Below are 18,824 nucleotides of genomic sequence, written 5' to 3'. Positions count from 1 at the left end.
GTGGCATGCTGAGAGGCACGCGTGAGGAAGGCGGGCCGCCGCAGATGTGCACGGTGATCGTGAGTTTCGACCCTGACGCCGACGTACCGCTGGTGCTGGCCGGCGTGCGCGACGAGTTCACCGACCGGCCGTGGGAGCCGCCCGCGGCGTACTGGCCCGGTCTGCTCGGCGGGCGTGACCTGCGAGCGGGAGGCACCTGGCTGGCGGTCGACCCGGCGAACCGGCGGGTGGCGGCGCTGCTGAACGGGCGTGGCGTGCTCGCGCACGAGAACACCCGCCGCTCGCGTGGCGACCTTCCACTGCGCGCCGTCGCCGCCGACGATCTGCCGGCCGTGGAACTCGACCGCTACGACCCCTTCCATCTGGTGCTCGCCGGCCTGGGCGGGGTCCGCCTGTGGCATTGGGACGGCACCCGGCTCACCACCGACAAGCCCGCGCCGGGCACCCACATGATCGTCAACAGCGGCTGGGCCCAGGGCGGCGAGAACGCGCGCGTCGCCCACTTCCGCCCGCGTTTCGACAGTGCCGTACGGCCGGCGGGCCGGCTCGGCGAGGAGCCGTACTGGGGGGAGTGGGCGACGCTGGCCGCCGGCTGCGGGCTCGGGTTCGACGACCCGCGCGCCCTCGTCGTACGGCAGGCGCTGCCCGACGGCCGGACCTGGGGGACCTCCTCGGTGACCCTGCTCGCCCTGTCGGCGGAGGGCGTCCGCTACGACTTCTCCGCAGTGCCCGCCGATCCCGGGGCGTTCACCAGAATCCTCCCGAATGGTTAGGTATGACCCGGGTTGATCGGAGCAGTCCGGCGCCTGGATAGGCTCTGACCATGCGATCGTGGTCTGCTCCCAAGGTCCCCAGGCTGCCCGGTAAGGCGCGTGCGCCGCGGCTCTACGACACCGGCGCCCGGGAGCTCCGCCAGACGGAGCCCGGCTCCACCGCCCGGATGTACGTGTGCGGTATCACCCCCTACGACGCGACCCATCTGGGCCACGCGAACACCTACCTCGCCTTCGACCTGCTCAACCGGGCCTGGCGGGACGCCGGTCACGACGTCCACTACACCCAGAACGCCACCGACGTGGACGACCCGCTGCTGGAGCGGGCGGAGCAGACCGGTGTCGACTGGCAGGGGCTGGCGGCGGAGCAGATCGAGCTGTTCCGCACCGACATGGAGGCGCTCCGCATCCTGCCGCCACGCGAGTACGTCGGGGTCACCGAGGTGGTCGGCGACGTCGCCGCGCTGATCGAACGGCTGCGGGAGAAGGGCGCCACCTACGAGCTCGACGGCGACGTCTACTTCAACGTCGCGGCCGCGCCCAAGTTCGGCGCCGTGTCGGGCTACTCCGAGGAGGAGATGCTGGCCCTGTTCGGAGAGCGCGGCGGCGACCCCGAGCGGCCGGGCAAGCAGCATCCGCTCGACTGGCTGCTGTGGCGGGCCGAACGGCCGGGCGAGCCCGCGTGGGACTCGGCGTTCGGCCGCGGCCGCCCCGGCTGGCACGTCGAGTGCACCGCCATCGCCCTGGCCAACCTGGGCAGCGGCTTCGACGTCGCGGGCGGCGGCTCCGACCTGATCTTCCCGCACCACGAGATGGGCGCCTGCGAGGGCCACGTCGCGACCGGTGAATGGCCGTTCGCCAAGGCGTACGTGCACGCGGGCATGGTCGCCCTCGACGGCGAGAAGATGTCGAAGTCGAAGGGCAACCTGATCTTCGTCTCCAAGCTCCGGCAGGAGATCGACCCGATGGCCGTCCGCCTGGCGCTGCTCGCCCACCACTACCGTGACGACTGGGAATGGACGCCCGGCCAGCGGGACGCCGCCGAGGCGCGCCTGGCCCGCTGGCGCCAGGCCACCGCCCTGCCCGGCGGCCCCGACGGTGTGGCGCTGCTGGCCCTGGTCCGCGACCGGGTGTCGGATGACCTGGACACCCCCTGGGCGCTGGCCGCGGTCGACGCCTGGGCCGAGGCGGCCCTCGCCGGCGACACCTCCGACCCCGATGCGCCCGCCCTGGTCCGGGCCACCGTCGACGCGCTGCTCGGCGTGGAACTCTAGCTCCGGGGCCGTTCAGGCGCTGGTGGTCAGGAACCGCTTTCGGTCCTCGGCGGGAAGATGGTCGATGAACAGGACGCCGTCGAGATGGTCGGCCTCGTGCTGGAGGACCCGGGCCAGGGTGCCGAGGGCACGGACGGTGACGGGTTTGCCGAACATGTCACGGCCCCGGGCGGTGACGGCGTAGGAGCGCTCCAGCGGCCACCACTGACCGGGGGCCGACAGGCACGCCTCGTCGGCGACGATCTTGCGCTCGGCGAGTTCGAGGCGCGGGTTCACCAGGTGGCCGGACTTGCCTTCGAAGTCGAAGGCGAGCACGCGGAGCGGCACGCCGATCTGCGGGGCGGCGATCCCGGCCCGGCCGGTGCCCGCCCGCATGGTGGCCTGGAGGTCCTTCACCAGGCTCCGGAGCTCACGGTCGAAGGCGGTGACGGGCTCGGCCACGCTGCGTAGCACCGGTTCGCCGAAGAGGCGGATTTGCTGGACGGTCAACTCGTACTCCCCGCGGCGACGACTGACGCGTGTACCGATTCCCATTCTCGCCCGGCTTCAATCGGCAGGCACGTCACCGCACCGCCGTACCAGTGTGACCTTCGCCGCTCTCGTGTTAACCGCGGGTTGCCGCGGTGAAACGTGTGCATTGCGTGTTACGCCGGTGAGTCACATGTAACCGCGCACCGTCACCGACCGTCAATGTGCGTAACGCGTCCCCCCTAGTTTCGGGACGTCACCACCCCCCGGAACACTGCAGGAGGAATGATGAGGGGACGCTGGATCGCCGATTGGCGGCCGGACGACCAGGGCTTCTGGAACGGCGGCGGGAAGCGGGTCGCCAGGCGGAACTTGATCTGGTCCATCTTCGCCGAGCATCTCGGATTCACCCTCTGGACCGTGTGGAGCATCGTCGCGGTCAATCTCGGGTCCTTCGAGTTCTCCACGGACCAGCTCTTCTGGATCGTCTCCCTGCCCAACCTGGTCGGCTCGACGCTGCGCATCCCCTACACCTTCGCCCCGGGACGGTTCGGCGGGCGGAACTGGACGGTGGTCAGCGCGTTGCTGCTGCTGGTGCCGGCCGTCCTGTTGGCGTACGCGGTGAACGACCCGGCCACGCCGTACTGGGTCTTCCTGGTGATCGCGGCGACGGCCGGCCTGGGCGGGGGAAACTTCGCCTCCAGCATGGCCAACATCACCTACTTCTACCCGCAGGCCAAGCAGGGGTCGGCGCTCGGGCTGAACGCGGCGGGCGGCAACATCGGGGTCAGCTCGGTTCAGCTCGTCATGCCGCTGGTGATCGCCGGGTTCGGGCTGGCCGCGGCGGGGCTGTTCTGGGTGCCGTTCATCCTGGCGGCGGCGATCGGCTCCTACTTCTTCATGGACAACCTGACCTCCGCGAAGGCCAAGCCGAGAGAACAGCTCAAGATCGCGGGCCGGGCGCAGACGTGGATCATGTCCCTGCTCTACATCGGGACCTTCGGCTCCTTCATCGGCTACTCCACGGCGTTCCCGCTGCTGATCAAGAGCCAGTTCCCGGAGAACTCCTCGCTGGTGGCGCTGGCGTTCCTCGGGCCGCTGGTCGGCTCGCTGGTCCGCCCGGTGGGCGGCTGGCTGGCGGACCGGGTGGGCGGCGCGCGGGTGACCCTGTGGAACTTCGTGGCGATGGCCGGCGCCGTGCTCCTGGTCGGGGTGGGGCTGAACGGGCACAGCTTCCCGTTGTTCTTCGCCGCGTACATGCTGCTGGTCGCCACGACGGGCGTCGGCAACGGCTCGACCTACCGCATGATCCCGGCCATCTTCCGGGCGAAGGCCGTCGTGGGACTCACCCCGGGGACCCCGGCCCACGAGGCGGCACTGATCACCGGCCGCCGGGACTCCTCCGCGGCCGTCGGGATCATCTCCGCGATCGGCGCGTACGGCGGTTTCCTGATCAACCGCGGGTTCGGCAGCTCGATCGCGGCGACCGGGGGAGCGGGCGCGGCGCTGGCCGCGTTCGGCGTCTTCTACGCCGTCTGCTTCGCCATCACCTGGGCCTGCTATCTGCGGACCGTCGGCGCCAAGGCGGTGCCCAGCCTCGCCACCGCCCGGATCTGACGGCCGCCTCACAGCGGGGTGACACCTCAAGTGAACGCGGTTAGTGGCTTGTAGCACAGCGGTAACAGAAGGGACCCCGTGGTGAAACCCCTCGAAAGCACCATCGGTTCCATGCCGACGACCTCACCGCCCGTCCTTGAGTCTGTGAAGACGGAAACGGCGACACATTGTCCCTACTGCGCCCTGCAGTGCGGCATGATCGTCGCCGCCGGCGAGGGCCGCGAAGTGACGATCACCCCGCGCACCGACATCCCGGCGAACGCGGGCGGCCTGTGCCAGAAGGGCTGGACCGCCGGGGAACTGCTGACCAACGGCACCCGCCTGACCACCCCCCTCCTGTACGGCGAGCCCGCACGCTGGGACGACGCGCTCGACCACGTCGCCACCCGGATCAGGGAGATCCAGGACGAGCACGGCCCCGACGCCGTGGCCGTGTTCGGCGGCGGCGGGCTCACCAACGAGAAGGCGTACCTCCTCGGCAAGTTCGCCAGGGTCGCGCTGCGGACCAGCCAGATCGACTACAACGGCAGGTTCTGCATGTCCTCGGCCGCCGCGGCGTCGATCCGGGCCTTCGGGATGGACCGCGGCATGCCGTTCCCGATCACCGATCTGGCCGCCGCCGACGCGATCCTGCTCGCGGGCGGGAACATGGCGGAGACCATGCCCCCGTTCGTCCGGCACCTGTCCGGGATGCGCGAGCGCGGCGGCGCGCTGATCGTCGCCGATCCGCGGCTGACCCCGACCGCCAAGATGGCGGACCTGCACCTGCAGCTCACCCCGGGCACCGACCTGGCGCTCGCGCTGGGCCTGCTGCACGTCGCCCTCGCCGAGGGATACGCCGACGACGACTACATCGCGACGCGCACCGCCGGGTTCGACGCGGTCGCGACGTCGATCGCCGCCTGGTGGCCGGAACGGGTCGAGCGCATCACCGGTGTGCCCGTCGCCCAGCTGCGGCAGGCCGTCCACCTGCTCGGCAACGCCCGCCGGGCGATGGTGCTCACCGGGCGCGGCGCCGAGCAGCACGCCAAGGGCACCGACACGGTGACCGCCTTCGTCAACCTCGCCCTCGCCCTCGGGCTGCCCGGCCGCGAGGGCTCCGGCTACGCCTGCGTCACCGGCCAGGGCAACGGCCAGGGCGGGCGCGAGCACGGTCAGAAGGCCGACCAGCTCCCCGGCTACCGGAAGATCGACGACCCCGCCGCCCGGGCGCACGTCGCCTCCGTCTGGGGCGTCGACCCGGCCGACCTGCCCGGCGCCGGCCGGTCCGCCTACGAACTCCTCGACGCGCTCGGCACCCCGGGCGGGCCGCGCGCGCTGCTGTTGTTCGGCTCCAACCCGCTGGTGTCGGCGCCGGAAGCCGGGCGCGTCGCCGACCGCCTGGCCGCGCTGGACCTCCTCGTCGTCTCCGACTTCGTGCTGTCGGAGACGGCCGCCGCCGCCGACGTGGTGCTGCCCACCACCCAGTGGGCCGAGGAGAGCGGCACGATGACCAACCTGGAAGGCCGGGTGCTGCTGCGCCGCGAAGCCGTCGCTCCGCCCTCGGGGGTACGGAGCGACCTGTCCATCCTGTCCGGCCTCGCCGTACGGCTGGGCCACGACGCGGGGTTCCCGGCCGATCCCCGCGCGGTCTTCGAGGAGCTCCGCCTGGCCTCGGCGGGCGGAGCCGCGGACTACGCGGGGATCACCTACGAGCGGATCGCCGCCGAGACCGGCGTCTTCTGGCCCTGCCCCGCGGAGGACCACCCCGGTACCCCGCGGCCCTTTCTCGACCGGTTCGCCACCCCTGACGGGCTGGCCAGGTTCACCGCCGTGGAGCACCGCCCGCCGGAAGAGGACCTCGACGTGGAATACCCCCTGTACCTGACCACCGGGCGAGTGCTCGCCCACTACCAGAGCGGCGCGCAGACCCGGCGGATCGCCGCGCTCACCGCGGCCTCGCCCGAGGTGTTCGTGGAGCTCCACCCCGACCTGGCGGAGTCCGTCGGGGTCACCCACGGGGAGCCGCTGCGCGTGGTGAGCCGGCGCGGCGCCACCGAGGGCATCGCGCGCGTCACCGGCGCGATCCGGCCCGACACGGTGTTCATGCCGTTCCACTGGCCCGGCGTCAACCTGCTCACCAATCCCGCTCTGGATCCCCTGTCGAGGATGCCGGAGTTCAAGGTCTGCGCGGTCAAGCTGGAGAGGGTCGCATGACGAGGCTCGTGGTGGTGGGCAACGGGATGGCCGGCGCCCGGCTGGTCTCCGAGGTGCGAGCCAGGGACAGCCGGATGGACGTCACCGTGCTGGGCGCGGAGACGTGGCAGCCCTACAACCGGGTGCTGCTGTCCAACGTGCTGGCCGGCACCTCCGCCCCCGAGCAGGTCCGCCTGCTCGACCCGGTCTGGTACACCGACCACCGGGTGACGGCGCTGCTGGGCACCGAGGTCACGGCCATCGACCGGGACACCCAGGCCGTGGTCGCCGCGAACGGGCTCCGCGTGCCGTACGACGTGCTCGTGCTCGCGACGGGCAGCGAGCCCGTCGTGCCGCCGATCCCCGGCGCGGAGCACGCCGTCTCCTTCCGCACCATGGACGACTGCCACACGATCAGCGAGGCGGCGGACGCGGCGACCGGGGCGGTGGTGGTCGGCGGCGGGCTGCTCGGCATCGAGGCGGCCCGCGGGCTCGCCGGTCGCGGCCTGCCCGTCACCCTCCTCCACCTCGCCGGCCACCTGATGGAACGCCAGCTCGACCCGGAGGCCGGCCTGGTGCTGGGCGAGACCCTCACCGACCTCGGCGTCCAGATCAGGACCGGCGTCCAGGTGGCCGAGGTTCTCGGCGCCGGGCGTCCGGAGGGCGTACGGCTGGCGGACGGCGAGGTCGTCCCCGGCGACCTGGTCGTGCTCGCCTGCGGGGTACGGCCGGTCACCGGGCTGGCCGCCGACGCCGGGCTGGAGGTCGGGCGGGGCATCGTCGTCGACGACGAACTGCGGACCGACGACCCGTCGATCTTCGCGATCGGCGAGTGCGCGCAGCACGACGGCAACGTCTACGGCCTGGTCGCCCCCGCCTGGGAGCAGGCGGCCGTGGTCGCCGACCTGATCACCGGCGAGGACAAGAACGCGCGCTACCGCGGATCCCGCGTGGTCACCCGGCTGAAGGCGCGAAGCGTCGAGCTGGCCGCGATGGGCGAGACCCACGTCGACGAGACCAGCGACCGGAGCACCGAGGTGGTGCGCTTCAGCCACCGGGCCAAGGGCACCTACCGCAAGCTGGTGATCCGCGACGGGCGGCTCATCGGGGCGATCCTGCTCGGCGAGACCCCGGCGGTCGGCACCCTCACCCAGCTCTTCGACCGCGGCGGGCCGCTCCCCGGAGACCGCGCGGGCCTGCTGTTCCCCGGCCTGCCGGGTGCGGTCGTGGCCGACAGCCCGGTCAGGATGCCGGACGCCGCGAAGATCTGCCAGTGCAACAACGTGACCAAGGGCCAGATCCGGGCGTGCTGGGAATCCGGCGCCCGCGACACCGAGGCCGTGGCAGCCGCCACGCGGGCCACCACGGGCTGCGGCACCTGCCGCGAGGCCGTGGCGGGCATCCTCGGCTGGCTCTGCGAGCAGGAAGGGGTGCCCGCATGACGCGGGTCGTGGTGGTGGGGTACGGGCCGACGGCTCACCGGTTTGTCGAGACGCTGCGCGGCAAGGGGTTCGAGGGATCGATCACGGTATTGGGGGAGGAGCCGCGACCCGCCTACGACAGGGTGGCGCTGACCTCCTATCTGGACGGCAAGAGCCTGGCCGACCTGACCTACCCGGAGCCCGGCGACGTGACGGTGCGGCTGAGCGCGCGGGTCGCCGGGATCGACAGGCAGGCCCGCGTCGTGACCACGGAGGACGGGCACTCGGAGCCGTACGACGTGCTGGTGCTGGCCACCGGCTCCAGCCCGTTCGTGCCGCCGGTGCCCGGCCATGACCTGCCGGGGTGCTTCGTCTACCGGACGATCGACGACCTGGACGCGATCAGGCTGGCCGCGCAGGACGCCACGTCCGGCATCGTGATCGGCGGCGGGCTGCTCGGGCTGGAGGCGGCCGACGCGCTGCGCGGGCTCGGGCTGGCGACCCACGTCGTGGAGATGGGCCCCTGGCTGATGCCGCGCCAGATCGACGAGGGCGGCGGCGTGGTGCTGCGGAACCACGTCGAGGCGCTCGGCCTGACCGTGCACACCAAGGCGGGCGTCGACGCGATCGAGGCCGGTCCTGACGGCTCCGTGGCCCGGCTGGTGAAGCCCGGCGGCGAGGCGGTCGAGGCGCAGATCGTGGTCTTCTCCGCCGGCATCAGGCCGCGCGACGAGCTGGCCCGCCAGGCGGGGCTGGCCGTGGGCGAGCGCGGCGGGATCCTGGTGGACGAGGGCATGCGCACCGACGACCCGGCGATCTACGCGGTGGGGGAGTGCGCCCTGGCGGGCGGCATGGTCTACGGCCTGGCCGGGCCCTGCTTCACCCAGGCCGAGGTCGCCGTGGACCGGATACTCGGCGGGACCGCCGCCTTCACCGGCGCCGACCTGTCCACCAAGCTCAAACTGCTCGGCGTCGACGTCGCCAGCTTCGGCACCCTCGACGGCGCCCTCGACGTCACGTTCATGGACCCGGTGGGGGGCGTCTACAAGAAGCTGTTCGTCAGCGACGACGCCCGGACACTGCTCGGCGGCATCTGCGTCGGCGACGCCGGGCCGTACACCTCGCTGCGTCCCCTCGTCGGGCGCGAGCTGCCGGCGAGCCCCACCGAGCTGCTTTTCGCTGGCACCGGCGGGGTGAACGTGGATCTGCCGGACGACGCGCAGGTCTGCTCGTGCAACAACGTCACCAAGGGCCAGATCTGCGAGGCCATCGCCGAGCACAGTCTGACCGACGTGCCGGGGATCAAGGCGTGCACCCGGGCGGGCGCCACCTGCGGGAGCTGCGTGCCGCTGCTCAAGCAGATCCTGGTCTCCTCGGGCGTCGAGGTGAGCAAGGCCATGTGCGAGCACTTCCCGCACACCCGGGCCGAGCTGTTCGACATCGTGCGGGTGCGCGGCATCACCACCTTCTCCCAGCTCATCGCCGAGCACGGGACCGGCCGGGGCTGCGACGTCTGCAAGCCCACCGTCGCCTCGATCCTCGCCTCGCTGATGGGCGGGCACGTCCTGGAGGGCGAGCGGGCCGCGCTGCAGGACACCAACGACCACTTCCTGGCCAACATCCAGAAGAACGGCACCTACTCCGTGGTGCCCCGGGTCCCCGGCGGTGAGATCACCCCGGAGAAGCTGATCGTGATCGGCGAGGTGGCCCGCGACTTCGGCCTCTACACCAAGATCACCGGCGGCCAGCGGATCGACCTGTTCGGCGCCCGCGTCGAGCAACTGCCGCTGATCTGGCGGCGGCTGGTCGACGCCGGGTTCGAGTCGGGCCACGCCTACGGCAAGGCGCTGCGCACGGTGAAGTCCTGCGTGGGCTCGACCTGGTGCAGGTACGGCGTGCAGGACGCGGTGGGCCTGGCGATCGCGCTCGAACTGCGTTACCGGGGGCTGCGTTCTCCGCACAAGCTCAAGTCGGCCGTGTCCGGATGCGCCCGCGAGTGCGCGGAGGCCCGCTCGAAGGACTTCGGGATCATCGCGACCGAGCAGGGCTGGAACCTCTACGTCGCCGGCAACGGCGGCTTCACCCCCCGCCACGCCGACCTGCTCGCCGGCGACCTGCCGACCGACGAGCTGATCCGGGTCATCGACCGGTTCCTGATGTTCTACGTCCGCACGGCCGACCGGTTGCAGCGGACCTCGGTGTGGCTGGAGAACCTCGACGGCGGCCTCGACTATCTGCGCGAAGTGGTCATCGAGGACTCCCTGGGGATCTGCGGCGACCTGGAGGCGCAGATGGACCGGCACGTCGCCGGTTACTTCGACGAGTGGCGGGCCACCATCGAGGACCCGGACAAGCTGAGCCGGTTCGTCAGCTTCGTCAACGCGCCCGGCACACCCGACCCGTCGATCTCCTTCGCCACCGAACGTGACCAGATCAAGCCCGTGCTCATCCCCCTGGAGGTGGTCCGATCATGACACTCGACCTGCGGCCCGCACCGCTCTCGCTCTCCTGGACCCCGGTCTGCGCCTACACCGCCCTGTTGCCGGAGAGGGGCGCCTGCGTCCTGGTAGCCGACCAGCAGATCGCGATATTTCGTGACTTCGAGGGGCGGTTGTACGCCCTGGGCAACCTCGACCCGTTCAGCGGGGCCTACGTCCTCTCCCGCGGCATCGTGGGCACCAGAGAGGGCGAGCCGATGGTCGCGTCGCCGATGCACAAGCAGGCGTTCTCCCTCGTCACTGGCCGGTGCCTGGACGACCCCGCCGCGGCCGTGCCCACCTACCCGATCCGGGTGGCGGACGGACAGGTGGAGGTCAGCGTCACTTGAGCACGCGACGAAGCCGAACGACTACGCTGGGAGGACCGCGATGAGCATCGCGCTGGAGGACGATTCCGTGCGATCTCCTGAGACGGCGCCAGACGCCCTGGCCGGGTTCACCATCGGCGTCACCGCGACCCGGCGGCGTGAGGAGTTCTGCGCCCTGCTTCAGCGCCGCGGCGCCCGCGTCGTGAGCGCCCCGGCGATCAGGCTCGTCCCGCTCGCCGAGGACTCCGATCTGCTGGCCGCGACCAGGGAGACCCTGGCGAGCCCGGTGGACGACGTGGTGGTGACCACGGGAGTGGGATTCCGCGGCTGGATGGCGGCGGCCGAGGGCTGGGGGCTGTCGGTGCAACTGGCCGAGCGGCTGACCGGCGCCCGGCTGCTCACCAGGGGCCCCAAGGCACGCGGAGCCGTACGGGCCGCGGGCCTGAACGACCACTGGACGCCGCCGACCGAGGGCTGCGAGGAGGTCAAGCAGTACCTCCTCGCCCAGGACCTGCGCGGCCGCCGGATCGCGGTCCAGCTGCACGGCGAGCCGCTGACCGAGTTCGTCGCCGCGTTGCGGGAGGCGGGCGCTCAGGTCATCGAGGTGCCGGTCTACCGGTGGCTGCCCTACCGCGACGCCTCGCCGCTGCGCCGGCTGATCACCCAGGTGGCCTCGGGCAGCGTCGACGCGGTGGCCTTCACCAGTGCGCCCGCCGTGCACGCCATGCTGAACGCGGCGCGTGCCGACGGCCTGGAGGAGGCACTGCTGGCCGCGTTCAGCGGGCCGGTGGTCGCGGCGTGCGTGGGGCCGGTCACCGCCGAGCCGCTGGTCACGCGCGGGGTGCCGGTGATCCAGCCGGAGCGGTCCCGGCTCGGCGGGCTGGCCCGCCTGCTCGCCAGGCACCTGCCCGAGCACAGCGTCACCAGGCTGGTCGCGGGCGGTCACGACATGGAGATCCGGGGTCACGCGGTGGTGGTCGACGGCGACCTCAAGCCGCTGCCGCCCGCCCCCATGGCGGTGCTCAAGCGGCTGGCCGACAAACCCGGTCACGTGGTGGCGCGCTCGGAACTGCGCATGGTCCTCCCCGGCGGACCCACGCGCGACTCCGCCGAGCACGCCGTGGAGATGGCGGTCACCCGCCTGCGCCGCGCACTCGGCCCGGCCGGCATCGTCGAGACCGTGGTCAAGCGCGGCTACCGCCTGGGCTGCGACCGTGGAGCGACGCTGTGACCCCAGCCCGCGTCCTGACCCCAGCCCGCGTCCTGACGTCGGCCCGCGTCCTGACGTCGGCCCGCCCGGTCTCGACCTCGGCCCGCACGGTTTCGGCACGCGTCCTGACCTCGACCCTGGTCTCGGTCCGCCCGGCCCCGGCCCCGGCCCCGGCCCCGGCCTGCTCGGCTTCGGTCCGACCTACTTCGGTCCGACCGGCTTCGGTTCGCCTCCCGGCCACGACCCCGGGCATGCCGGCGCCCGGCGTCCGCGACCTGTGAGCGCCGTGCCCGCCCTGGTGATGGCCGCGCACGGCACGCGGTCCGCGCGGGGCGAGCGGGTGCTGGCCGACCTGCGCGACCTGGTGCGCCGGGCCCGGCCAGGACACCGGGTGGAGCTGGCGTACCTGGAGATCAGCTCGCCCCGGCTCGCCGACGTGCTGCCCGCGATCCGCGGCCCCGTGGTGGTCGTGCCGATGCTGCTGGCCGGGGGCTACCACGTGCACATCGACCTGCCGGCCGTGATCGCCGCGTCCGGGGCGGAGGCGGTGACCGGACGCCCCCTCGGGCCGCACGCCCTGCTGACGGGCCTGCTGGCCAGACGGCTCGCCGCGGCGGGCCTGCGCCCGGCCGACGCCGTCGTCCTCGGTGCGGCCGGCTCGTCCGACCCGGCCGCGCTCGACGACGTGCGCGCGGCCGCCCGCCTGCTCTCGGTACGGCTCTCGCGTCCCGTCACCACGGCCTTCGCGTCGGCGGGCACCCCCACGGTGGGAGACGCGCTGGCACGACTCCGCCGTGGGCCCGCGACCCGCGTGGCGCTGGCGTCCTACCTGCTCGCTCCCGGCTTCTTCCACGACCGGCTGCGCGGGAGCGGGGCCGACGTGGTCGCCGACGCGCTCGGCGCCGACCCGGACCTGGCCGCACTCGTGTGGGAACGTTTCGACGAGGCGGCACGCGTCGGATCGGCCGGCACGACCCCGAGCATCACCAGGCGGCCCGTGCTGGGTCAGGTGTGACCCGGACCTGCCACGGAGCAGGTGCCCGGGTTCGACGTGGCCTGAGCTGAGGCCGCCGGGAGGTTTCGGTGAGCTGATGGGGCGGCAGACCACGGCGGGTCATGCCGGGTGCGGTGGGGCCTCCAGACGGAGCTCCTTGACGATCTCCTCGGCGGCGTCGTCGCGCGAGGGCCCGTAGCCGGTCCCCACGAGCATCTCGTAGTAGGCGTGCTGGAAGCAGCCGGCCAGGAACAGGCGCGCGCTCGCCACCGGATCGACCTCGGCGCTCACCCGCCCGATCTGCCGCTCGGCGGCGATGTACGCGGACAGCGGCTCGATCTCGGGCATCGGTCCCAGCCCGCTCACGCGCACCGCCTCACGGTAGCGGAGCGTGACCCGCGCGGAGGTGAACGCGGGCAGCGCCACCGACTGAACCTCCACGTAGTAGTCGATGCCCGCCAGCGCGATCGGCAGCAGGTTGTCGTTGACGCGGCCCTTGCCGACGAGGTAGTCGAGATCGTTGAGGATCCGCAGCCAGACGGGCAGCCGATCCTGAAGCAGGGCGAGGAAGGCGCCGACCGCTCGCCCGCCTGTGGTGTCACGCAGCAGCCCGTCGTCTCGCTTCATGGAGGCGGCCATGTGCAGGACACGCAGCCTGGTGTCCTGTGATCGCTGGTGCGGGTCTCTCGGGTACGGGTCGAGGGACGGAGTCGCCATGATTGCCCTAAACGTGCGCAGTCACATGTGTGGTGGTGTGCGAAAGTGGTGGCGAAGGCCGGAGAGGGTGTCTGACCTCAACTATCGCTGTCGTGGTCCCGGCGCCGCAAGTAGCGCTCGAACTCGGCCGCGATCGCGTCGCCGCTCGCCTCGGGCAGCTCCGCCGCGTCCTTGCGTTCCTCCAGCTCCCGGACGTATTCCGCGACCTCGCTGTCCTGGGAGGCGAGCTCGTCGACGCCGTGCTCCCACGCCCGCGCCTCCTCGGGCAGGTCGCCGAGCGGCATCGGGATCTCCAGCAGGTCCTCCGCGCGGCGCAGCAGCGCCAGCGTGGCCTTGGGATTGGGGGGCTGAGCGACGTAGTGCGGCACGGACGCCCAGAGCGAGATCGCCTGCATGCCCGCCGTGCCCAGGGCCTGCTGGAGCACGCCGACGATGCCCGTCGGGCCCTCGTAGCGGGTCATCTCCAGGTGGATGGACCTGGCGAGGCCGTCGTCGGTGGTCGCGCCGACGATGGGCACCGGCCGGGTGTGCGGCGAGTCGTTGAGCAGCGCGCCGAGCAGCACGGCCAGCTCCACTCCCAGCTCGCGGCAGACCAGCACGATCTCCTCGCAGAAGGTGCGCCAGCGCATGTTCGGCTCGATGCCGCGCAGCAGCACGACGTCACGCTCGACGCCTGGCGGCCTGGTCACGAACAACCGGGTGGTGGGCCAGATGATGGAACGGGTGAGTCCGTCACCGAGTTCGATGACGGGGCGCGTGACCTGGAAGTCGTAGTAGTCCTCCGGGTCCAGCGCGATGAGCGGCGTGGCCTTCCACTCGGTCTCCAGGTGGCTGAGCGCGCCGCTCGACGCCTCTCCCGCGTCGTTCCACCCTTCGAACGCGGCGATCAGCACCGGGTCGACGAGCTCGGGGAGCCCTTCGAGCTCGATCACGCGCTGCCTCCTCTCCGCTGTTTGGGCTAAGCCTATGCGGTAGGAGGGCCTTTGGCGCCACGGGACGGGTGGTACAGGGCGGCCTGCCGCGGCCATTGTTCGGCCGCCGCCCGCGCCGGGGCGACGGAATGAAGAAGGGACGCGATCCGTTCCGGAAGGACGGAGCGGCAGGAGGAACGGGGACACCTCACTGCGACGGCGGTGACCACATCCGGCGGCTGGTTGCGCAACTCCGAACATTAGCGTCCCCGGAGATCCCGATAGGCTGGTGGGCATGACTAGCGGACCGTCCTTGCGAGAAGTCCTGGCCGAGCGCGTCGTAGTCGCCGACGGGGCGATGGGGACGATGCTGCAGGCCCACGACGTCACGCTCGACGACTTCGAGGGCCAAGAAGGCTGTAACGAGGTGCTCAACGTCTCGCGGCCCGACATCGTCAGGGCCGTGCACGACGCCTACTTCGAGGTCGGCGTCGACTGCGTCGAGACCAACACCTTCGGCGCCAACCTGGCCGCCCTGGCCGAGTACGGCATCGCCGACAAGGTCTACGAATACTCCGAGGCGGGCGCGAGGATCGCCAGGGAACAGGCCGACCGCTGGTCCACTCCCGGCCATCCCCGTTTCGTGCTGGGTTCCATGGGGCCGGGCACCAAGCTCCCCACACTCGGGCATCTGCCGTTCGCGACCCTGCGCGACGCCTACCGCGACAACGCCGCGGGGCTGGTCGCCGGCGGGGCCGACGCGCTGATCATCGAGACCTGCCAGGACCTGCTCCAGGTCAAGGCGGCCATCATCGGCGCCAAGCGGGCGATCGAGGCCGCGGGCCGCGATGTGCCGATCATCACCCAGGTCACCATCGAGACCAACGGCGCGATGCTGCTCGGCTCCGAGATCGGCGCGGCGCTGACCGCGATCGAGCCGCTCGGCGTCGACCTGATCGGCCTCAACTGCGCCACCGGGCCGGCCGAGATGAGCGAGCACCTGCGCTACCTGGCCAGGCACTCCCGGCTGGCGCTGTCCGCGATGCCCAACGCGGGCCTGCCCCAGCTCACCTCCGACGGCGCCTACTACCCGCTGTCCCCGAGCGAGCTCGCCGACGCGCACGAGGGGTTCACCGGCGACTACGGCCTCTCCCTCGTCGGCGGCTGCTGCGGCACCACCCCCGAGCACCTGCGCCAGGTGGTCGAACGGGTCAGAGGCCGCGAGGTCGCCCCTCGCCGGCCGCGCCCCGAGGCGGGTGCGGCCTCTCTCTACCAGCACGTGCCGTTCCGGCAGGACACCTCCTACCTGGCCATCGGCGAGCGCACCAACGCCAACGGCTCCAAGGCGTTCCGCGAGGCCATGCTCGCCGAGGACTGGGAGGAGTGCGTCGACATCGCGCGCAACCAGGCCCGCGACGGCGCGCACATGCTCGATCTGTGCATCGACTACGTCGGCCGTGACGGCGTCGCCGACATGAAGCAGCTGGCGTTCCGCTTCGCGACCGCCTCCACCCTGCCGGTCATGCTCGACTCGACCGAGCCCGCGGTGCTGGAGGCCGGGCTGGAGATGCTCGGCGGTCGCGCGATGATCAACTCGGTCAACTACGAGGACGGCGACGGTCCCGACTCGCGGTTCCAGAAGACCATGCGCCTGGTCCGCGAGCACGGCGCCGCCGTCGTGGCGCTCACCATCGACGAGGAGGGCCAGGCCCGCACCGCCGACTGGAAGGTCAGGGTCGCCACCCGGCTGATCGAGGACCTGACCGCCAACTGGGGCATGCAGGTCTCCGACATCATCATCGACTGCCTCACCTTCCCCATCGCCACCGGTCAGGAGGAGACGAGGAAGGACGGCCTGGCGACCATCGAGGCCATCAAGGAGCTGAAGCGGCGCTACCCCGACGTGCAGACCACGCTCGGCCTGTCGAACATCTCCTTCGGTCTCAACCCGGCCGGCCGCATGGTGCTCAACAGCGTCTTCCTCAACGAGTGCGTCAACGCCGGGCTCGACTCGGCCATCGTGCACGCCTCGAAGATCCTGCCGATGGCCCGCATCCCCGACGAGCAGCGCCAGGTCGCCCTCGACATGGTCTACGACCGCCGCCGCGAGGGGTACGACCCGCTGCAGCGGTACCTGGACCTGTTCGCCGGGGTCGACGCCGCCGCGATGAGGGAGAGCAAGGCCGCCGAGCTGGCCGGCCTGCCGCTGTGGGAGCGGCTCAAGCGGCGCATCGTCGACGGCGAGCGCAAGGGCCTGGAGGTCGACCTGGACGAGGCGCTCGCCCAGCGCCCCGCCCTGGAGATCGTCAACGACGTGCTGCTCGACGGCATGAAGACCGTCGGCGAGCTGTTCGGCTCCGGCCAGATGCAGCTCCCGTTCGTGCTCCAGTCGGCCGAGGTGATGAAGACCTCCGTGGCCTACCTGGAGCCGCACATGGACCGGGTCGAGGGCGAGACCAAGGGCCGCATCGTGCTGGCCACCGTCAAGGGCGACGTCCACGACATCGGCAAGAACCTGGTCGACATCATCCTGTCCAACAACGGCTACGAGGTGGTCAACCTCGGCATCAAGCAGCCGGTGTCGGCGATCCTGGAGACCGCCGAGGACAAGGCCGCCGACGTGATCGGCATGTCCGGGCTGCTGGTGAAGTCGACGGTCATCATGAAGGAGAACCTGGAGGAGATGAACTCCCGGGGCATCTCCAAGAAGTACCCCGTGCTCCTCGGCGGCGCCGCGCTGACCCGCGCGTACGTCGAGCAGGACCTCGCCGAGCTGTTCCAGGGCGACGTGCGCTACGCCCGCGACGCCTTCGAGGGCCTGCGGCTGATGGACGCCTACATGGCCGTCAAGCGCGGAGTCGCGGGCGCCCAGCTGCCGCCGCTGCGCGCGCGCCGGGTCAAGAGCGGCGCCGTGCTGGACCGCACGCCGGTCGCGGAGCTGCCCGCCCGCTCCGACGTCGCGGCCGACAACCCGGTGCCCGTGGCGCCGTTCACCGGCGACCGTGTGGTCAAGGGCATCCCGCTGGCCGACTACGCGGCCTTCCTCGACGAGCGCGCCACCTTCATGGGCCAGTGGGGCCTGAAGGGCACCCGGGGCGGCGGCGGGCCGAGCTACGAGGAACTGGTCGAGACCGAGGGCCGTCCGCGCCTGCGGATGTGGCTGGAGCGCATGCAGACGGAGGGTCTGCTGGAGGCGGCCGTCGCCTACGGCTACTTCCCGTGCGTGAGCTCGGGCGACGACCTGATCATCCTCGACGACGCGGGTAACGAGCGCACCCGGTTCACCTTCCCGCGCCAGCGCCGCGACCGGCACCTGTGCCTGTCCGACTTCTTCCGCTCCCGCGACTCCGGCGAGGTCGACGTGGTCTCCTTCCAGGTGGCCACGATGGGCAACAAGATCTCTGAGGCGACCGCCGAGCTGTTCGCCAAGGACGCCTACCGCGACTACCTGGAGCTGCACGGCCTCTCGGTCCAGCTCACCGAGGCCCTGGCGGAATACTGGCACGCCAGGACCCGCGCGGAGCTCGGCATCGGCGGTGACGAGGCACTGGAGGACATGCTCAAGGTCAACATCCGGGGCTGCCGCTACTCCTTCGGTTACCCGGCCTGCCCCAATCTGGAGGACCAGGTGCAGGTGATGGAGCTGCTCGATCCCTCGCGGATCGGGGTGACCCTCTCGGAGGAGTTCCAGCTCCACCCCGAGCAGGCGACCTCCGCCCTCGTCGTCCATCACCCCGAGGCCAAATACTTCAATGTCTGACCCCGATGCCGTCTTCTTCGACATGGACGGGCTGCTCGTCGACACCGAGAAGGTGTGGTTCGAGGTCGAGGCCGAGGTCATGAAACGCCTCGGCGGAAGCTGGGGCCCGGAGGACCAGGAGCATCTGGTCGGCGGCTCGATGCCGGCCACCGTCGCCTACATGCTCGGCGCTGCCGAGTCCGAGGCCGACCCGGCCGACGTGGCGGCCTGGATGCTCCAGGGCATGACCGACCGGCTGGAGGACGGCGCCGAGCTCATGCCAGGCGCCGCCGACCTCCTCACGGCCGTACGGCAGGCGGGCTGGCCCACCGCCCTGGTCACCTCCTCGGTCAGGCCGATCGCCGACGCGTGCCTGAGGACCATCGGCCGCCACCACTTCGACCACGTGGTGACCGGCGACGACGTCACCAGGACCAAGCCGGACCCTGAGCCCTACCTGACCGCCGCGCGGCTGGTGGGCGCCGACCCGGGGCGCTGCGTCGTGCTGGAGGACTCCCCGAACGGTGTGACGGCGGCCACCGCGGCCGGGTGCCGGGTGGTGGCGGTGCCGAGCGTGCTGCCGATTCCGGTCGCGCCCGGCCGTATGATCGTCGGCTCGCTGCGGCAGGTGGATCTCGCCCTGCTGCGTCGGTTTTTCGAATGACCCCTAGGGGATTTCTCCGCCCCTGGTAGGAGAGGACGGCGCCCTCCCGCGTGAC

General features: G+C 71.7%; 14 protein-coding genes. 11 read left to right on the top strand and 3 right to left on the bottom strand.

What is annotated here, in order from left to right:
- The first annotated feature begins 5 nt into the window (after positions 1-5).
- Positions 6-773 (top strand): NRDE family protein, encoded by a 768-nt coding sequence (locus MBA17_RS16920; RefSeq protein ID WP_455432775.1) that lies wholly within the window; start codon positions 6-8, stop codon positions 771-773.
- A 44-nt stretch (positions 774-817) separates the two neighbouring features.
- Complete coding sequence (gene mshC, locus MBA17_RS16915; protein WP_238497581.1) at positions 818-2,047, top strand: cysteine--1-D-myo-inosityl 2-amino-2-deoxy-alpha-D-glucopyranoside ligase; 1,230 nt, start codon at positions 818-820, stop codon at positions 2,045-2,047.
- A gap of 12 nt (positions 2,048-2,059) precedes the next feature.
- Here the strand turns inward: mshC and def are convergent, their stop codons facing one another.
- Positions 2,060-2,536: a peptide deformylase gene (def, locus tag MBA17_RS16910; protein WP_238497428.1), complete on the bottom strand. Its 477-nt coding sequence runs from the start codon at positions 2,534-2,536 to the stop codon at positions 2,060-2,062.
- Between the two features lie 267 nt (positions 2,537-2,803).
- Here def and MBA17_RS16905 point away from each other — a divergent pair, with 267 nt between their 5' ends.
- The 7 genes from MBA17_RS16905 (at position 2,804) to MBA17_RS16875 (ending at position 12,759) form a co-directional block, all read left to right on the top strand.
- Positions 2,804-4,132, top strand: coding sequence for an MFS transporter (locus MBA17_RS16905; RefSeq protein WP_238497427.1), 1,329 nt, complete (start codon positions 2,804-2,806; stop codon positions 4,130-4,132).
- A 111-nt stretch (positions 4,133-4,243) separates the two neighbouring features.
- Positions 4,244-6,328 carry a molybdopterin oxidoreductase family protein gene (locus MBA17_RS16900; RefSeq protein ID WP_455432774.1) on the top strand — a complete coding sequence of 695 codons (2,085 nt, stop codon included), beginning with the start codon at positions 4,244-4,246 and terminating at the stop codon, positions 6,326-6,328.
- Complete coding sequence (locus MBA17_RS16895; protein WP_238497426.1) at positions 6,325-7,749, top strand: FAD-dependent oxidoreductase; 1,425 nt, start codon at positions 6,325-6,327, stop codon at positions 7,747-7,749. The genes MBA17_RS16900 and MBA17_RS16895 overlap by 4 nt, the downstream gene beginning before the upstream one ends.
- The gene (gene nirB, locus MBA17_RS16890) at positions 7,746-10,202 is read left to right on the top strand and encodes a nitrite reductase large subunit NirB (RefSeq protein ID WP_238497425.1); all 2,457 of its coding nucleotides are present in this window, start codon (positions 7,746-7,748) and stop codon (positions 10,200-10,202) included. Before MBA17_RS16895 ends, nirB begins: the two co-directional genes overlap by 4 nt.
- Entirely contained in the window at positions 10,199-10,555 is a 357-nt protein-coding gene (gene nirD, locus MBA17_RS16885; protein WP_238497424.1) for a nitrite reductase small subunit NirD, read from the top strand. The genes nirB and nirD overlap by 4 nt, the downstream gene beginning before the upstream one ends.
- Before the next feature lie 40 nt (positions 10,556-10,595).
- Complete coding sequence (locus MBA17_RS16880) at positions 10,596-11,765, top strand: uroporphyrinogen-III synthase (RefSeq protein ID WP_238497423.1); 1,170 nt, start codon at positions 10,596-10,598, stop codon at positions 11,763-11,765.
- Positions 11,749-12,759, top strand: a complete 1,011-nt coding sequence (locus tag MBA17_RS16875) for a sirohydrochlorin chelatase (protein ID WP_238497422.1) — start codon at positions 11,749-11,751, stop codon at positions 12,757-12,759. Before MBA17_RS16880 ends, MBA17_RS16875 begins: the two co-directional genes overlap by 17 nt.
- A gap of 99 nt (positions 12,760-12,858) precedes the next feature.
- Here the strand turns inward: MBA17_RS16875 and MBA17_RS16870 are convergent, their stop codons facing one another.
- Together MBA17_RS16870 and MBA17_RS16865 are read right to left on the bottom strand one after the other, a co-directional pair.
- Positions 12,859-13,455: a hypothetical protein gene (locus MBA17_RS16870; RefSeq protein WP_238497421.1), complete on the bottom strand. Its 597-nt coding sequence runs from the start codon at positions 13,453-13,455 to the stop codon at positions 12,859-12,861.
- Between the two features lie 77 nt (positions 13,456-13,532).
- Positions 13,533-14,387, bottom strand: coding sequence for a PAC2 family protein (locus tag MBA17_RS16865; protein WP_238497420.1), 855 nt, complete (start codon positions 14,385-14,387; stop codon positions 13,533-13,535).
- A 274-nt stretch (positions 14,388-14,661) separates the two neighbouring features.
- Between MBA17_RS16865 and metH the strand changes: the two genes are divergently transcribed.
- The gene (gene metH, locus MBA17_RS16860; RefSeq protein ID WP_238497419.1) at positions 14,662-18,126 is read left to right on the top strand and encodes a methionine synthase; all 3,465 of its coding nucleotides are present in this window, start codon (positions 14,662-14,664) and stop codon (positions 18,124-18,126) included.
- On the top strand, positions 18,119-18,769 hold the full coding sequence (locus MBA17_RS16855) for an HAD family hydrolase (RefSeq protein ID WP_238497418.1): 651 nt from the start codon (positions 18,119-18,121) through the stop codon (positions 18,767-18,769). The genes metH and MBA17_RS16855 overlap by 8 nt, the downstream gene beginning before the upstream one ends.
- The last annotated feature ends 55 nt before the right edge of the window (positions 18,770-18,824 follow it).

The sequence above is a fragment of the Dolomitihabitans soli genome (genome assembly GCF_022213955.1).
Taxonomy (GTDB): domain Bacteria; phylum Actinomycetota; class Actinomycetes; order Streptosporangiales; family Streptosporangiaceae; genus Streptosporangium_A; species Streptosporangium_A soli.
The sequence above is the reverse complement of the archived record's forward strand: the minus strand, read 5'-3'. Positions and strand labels throughout refer to the sequence as shown.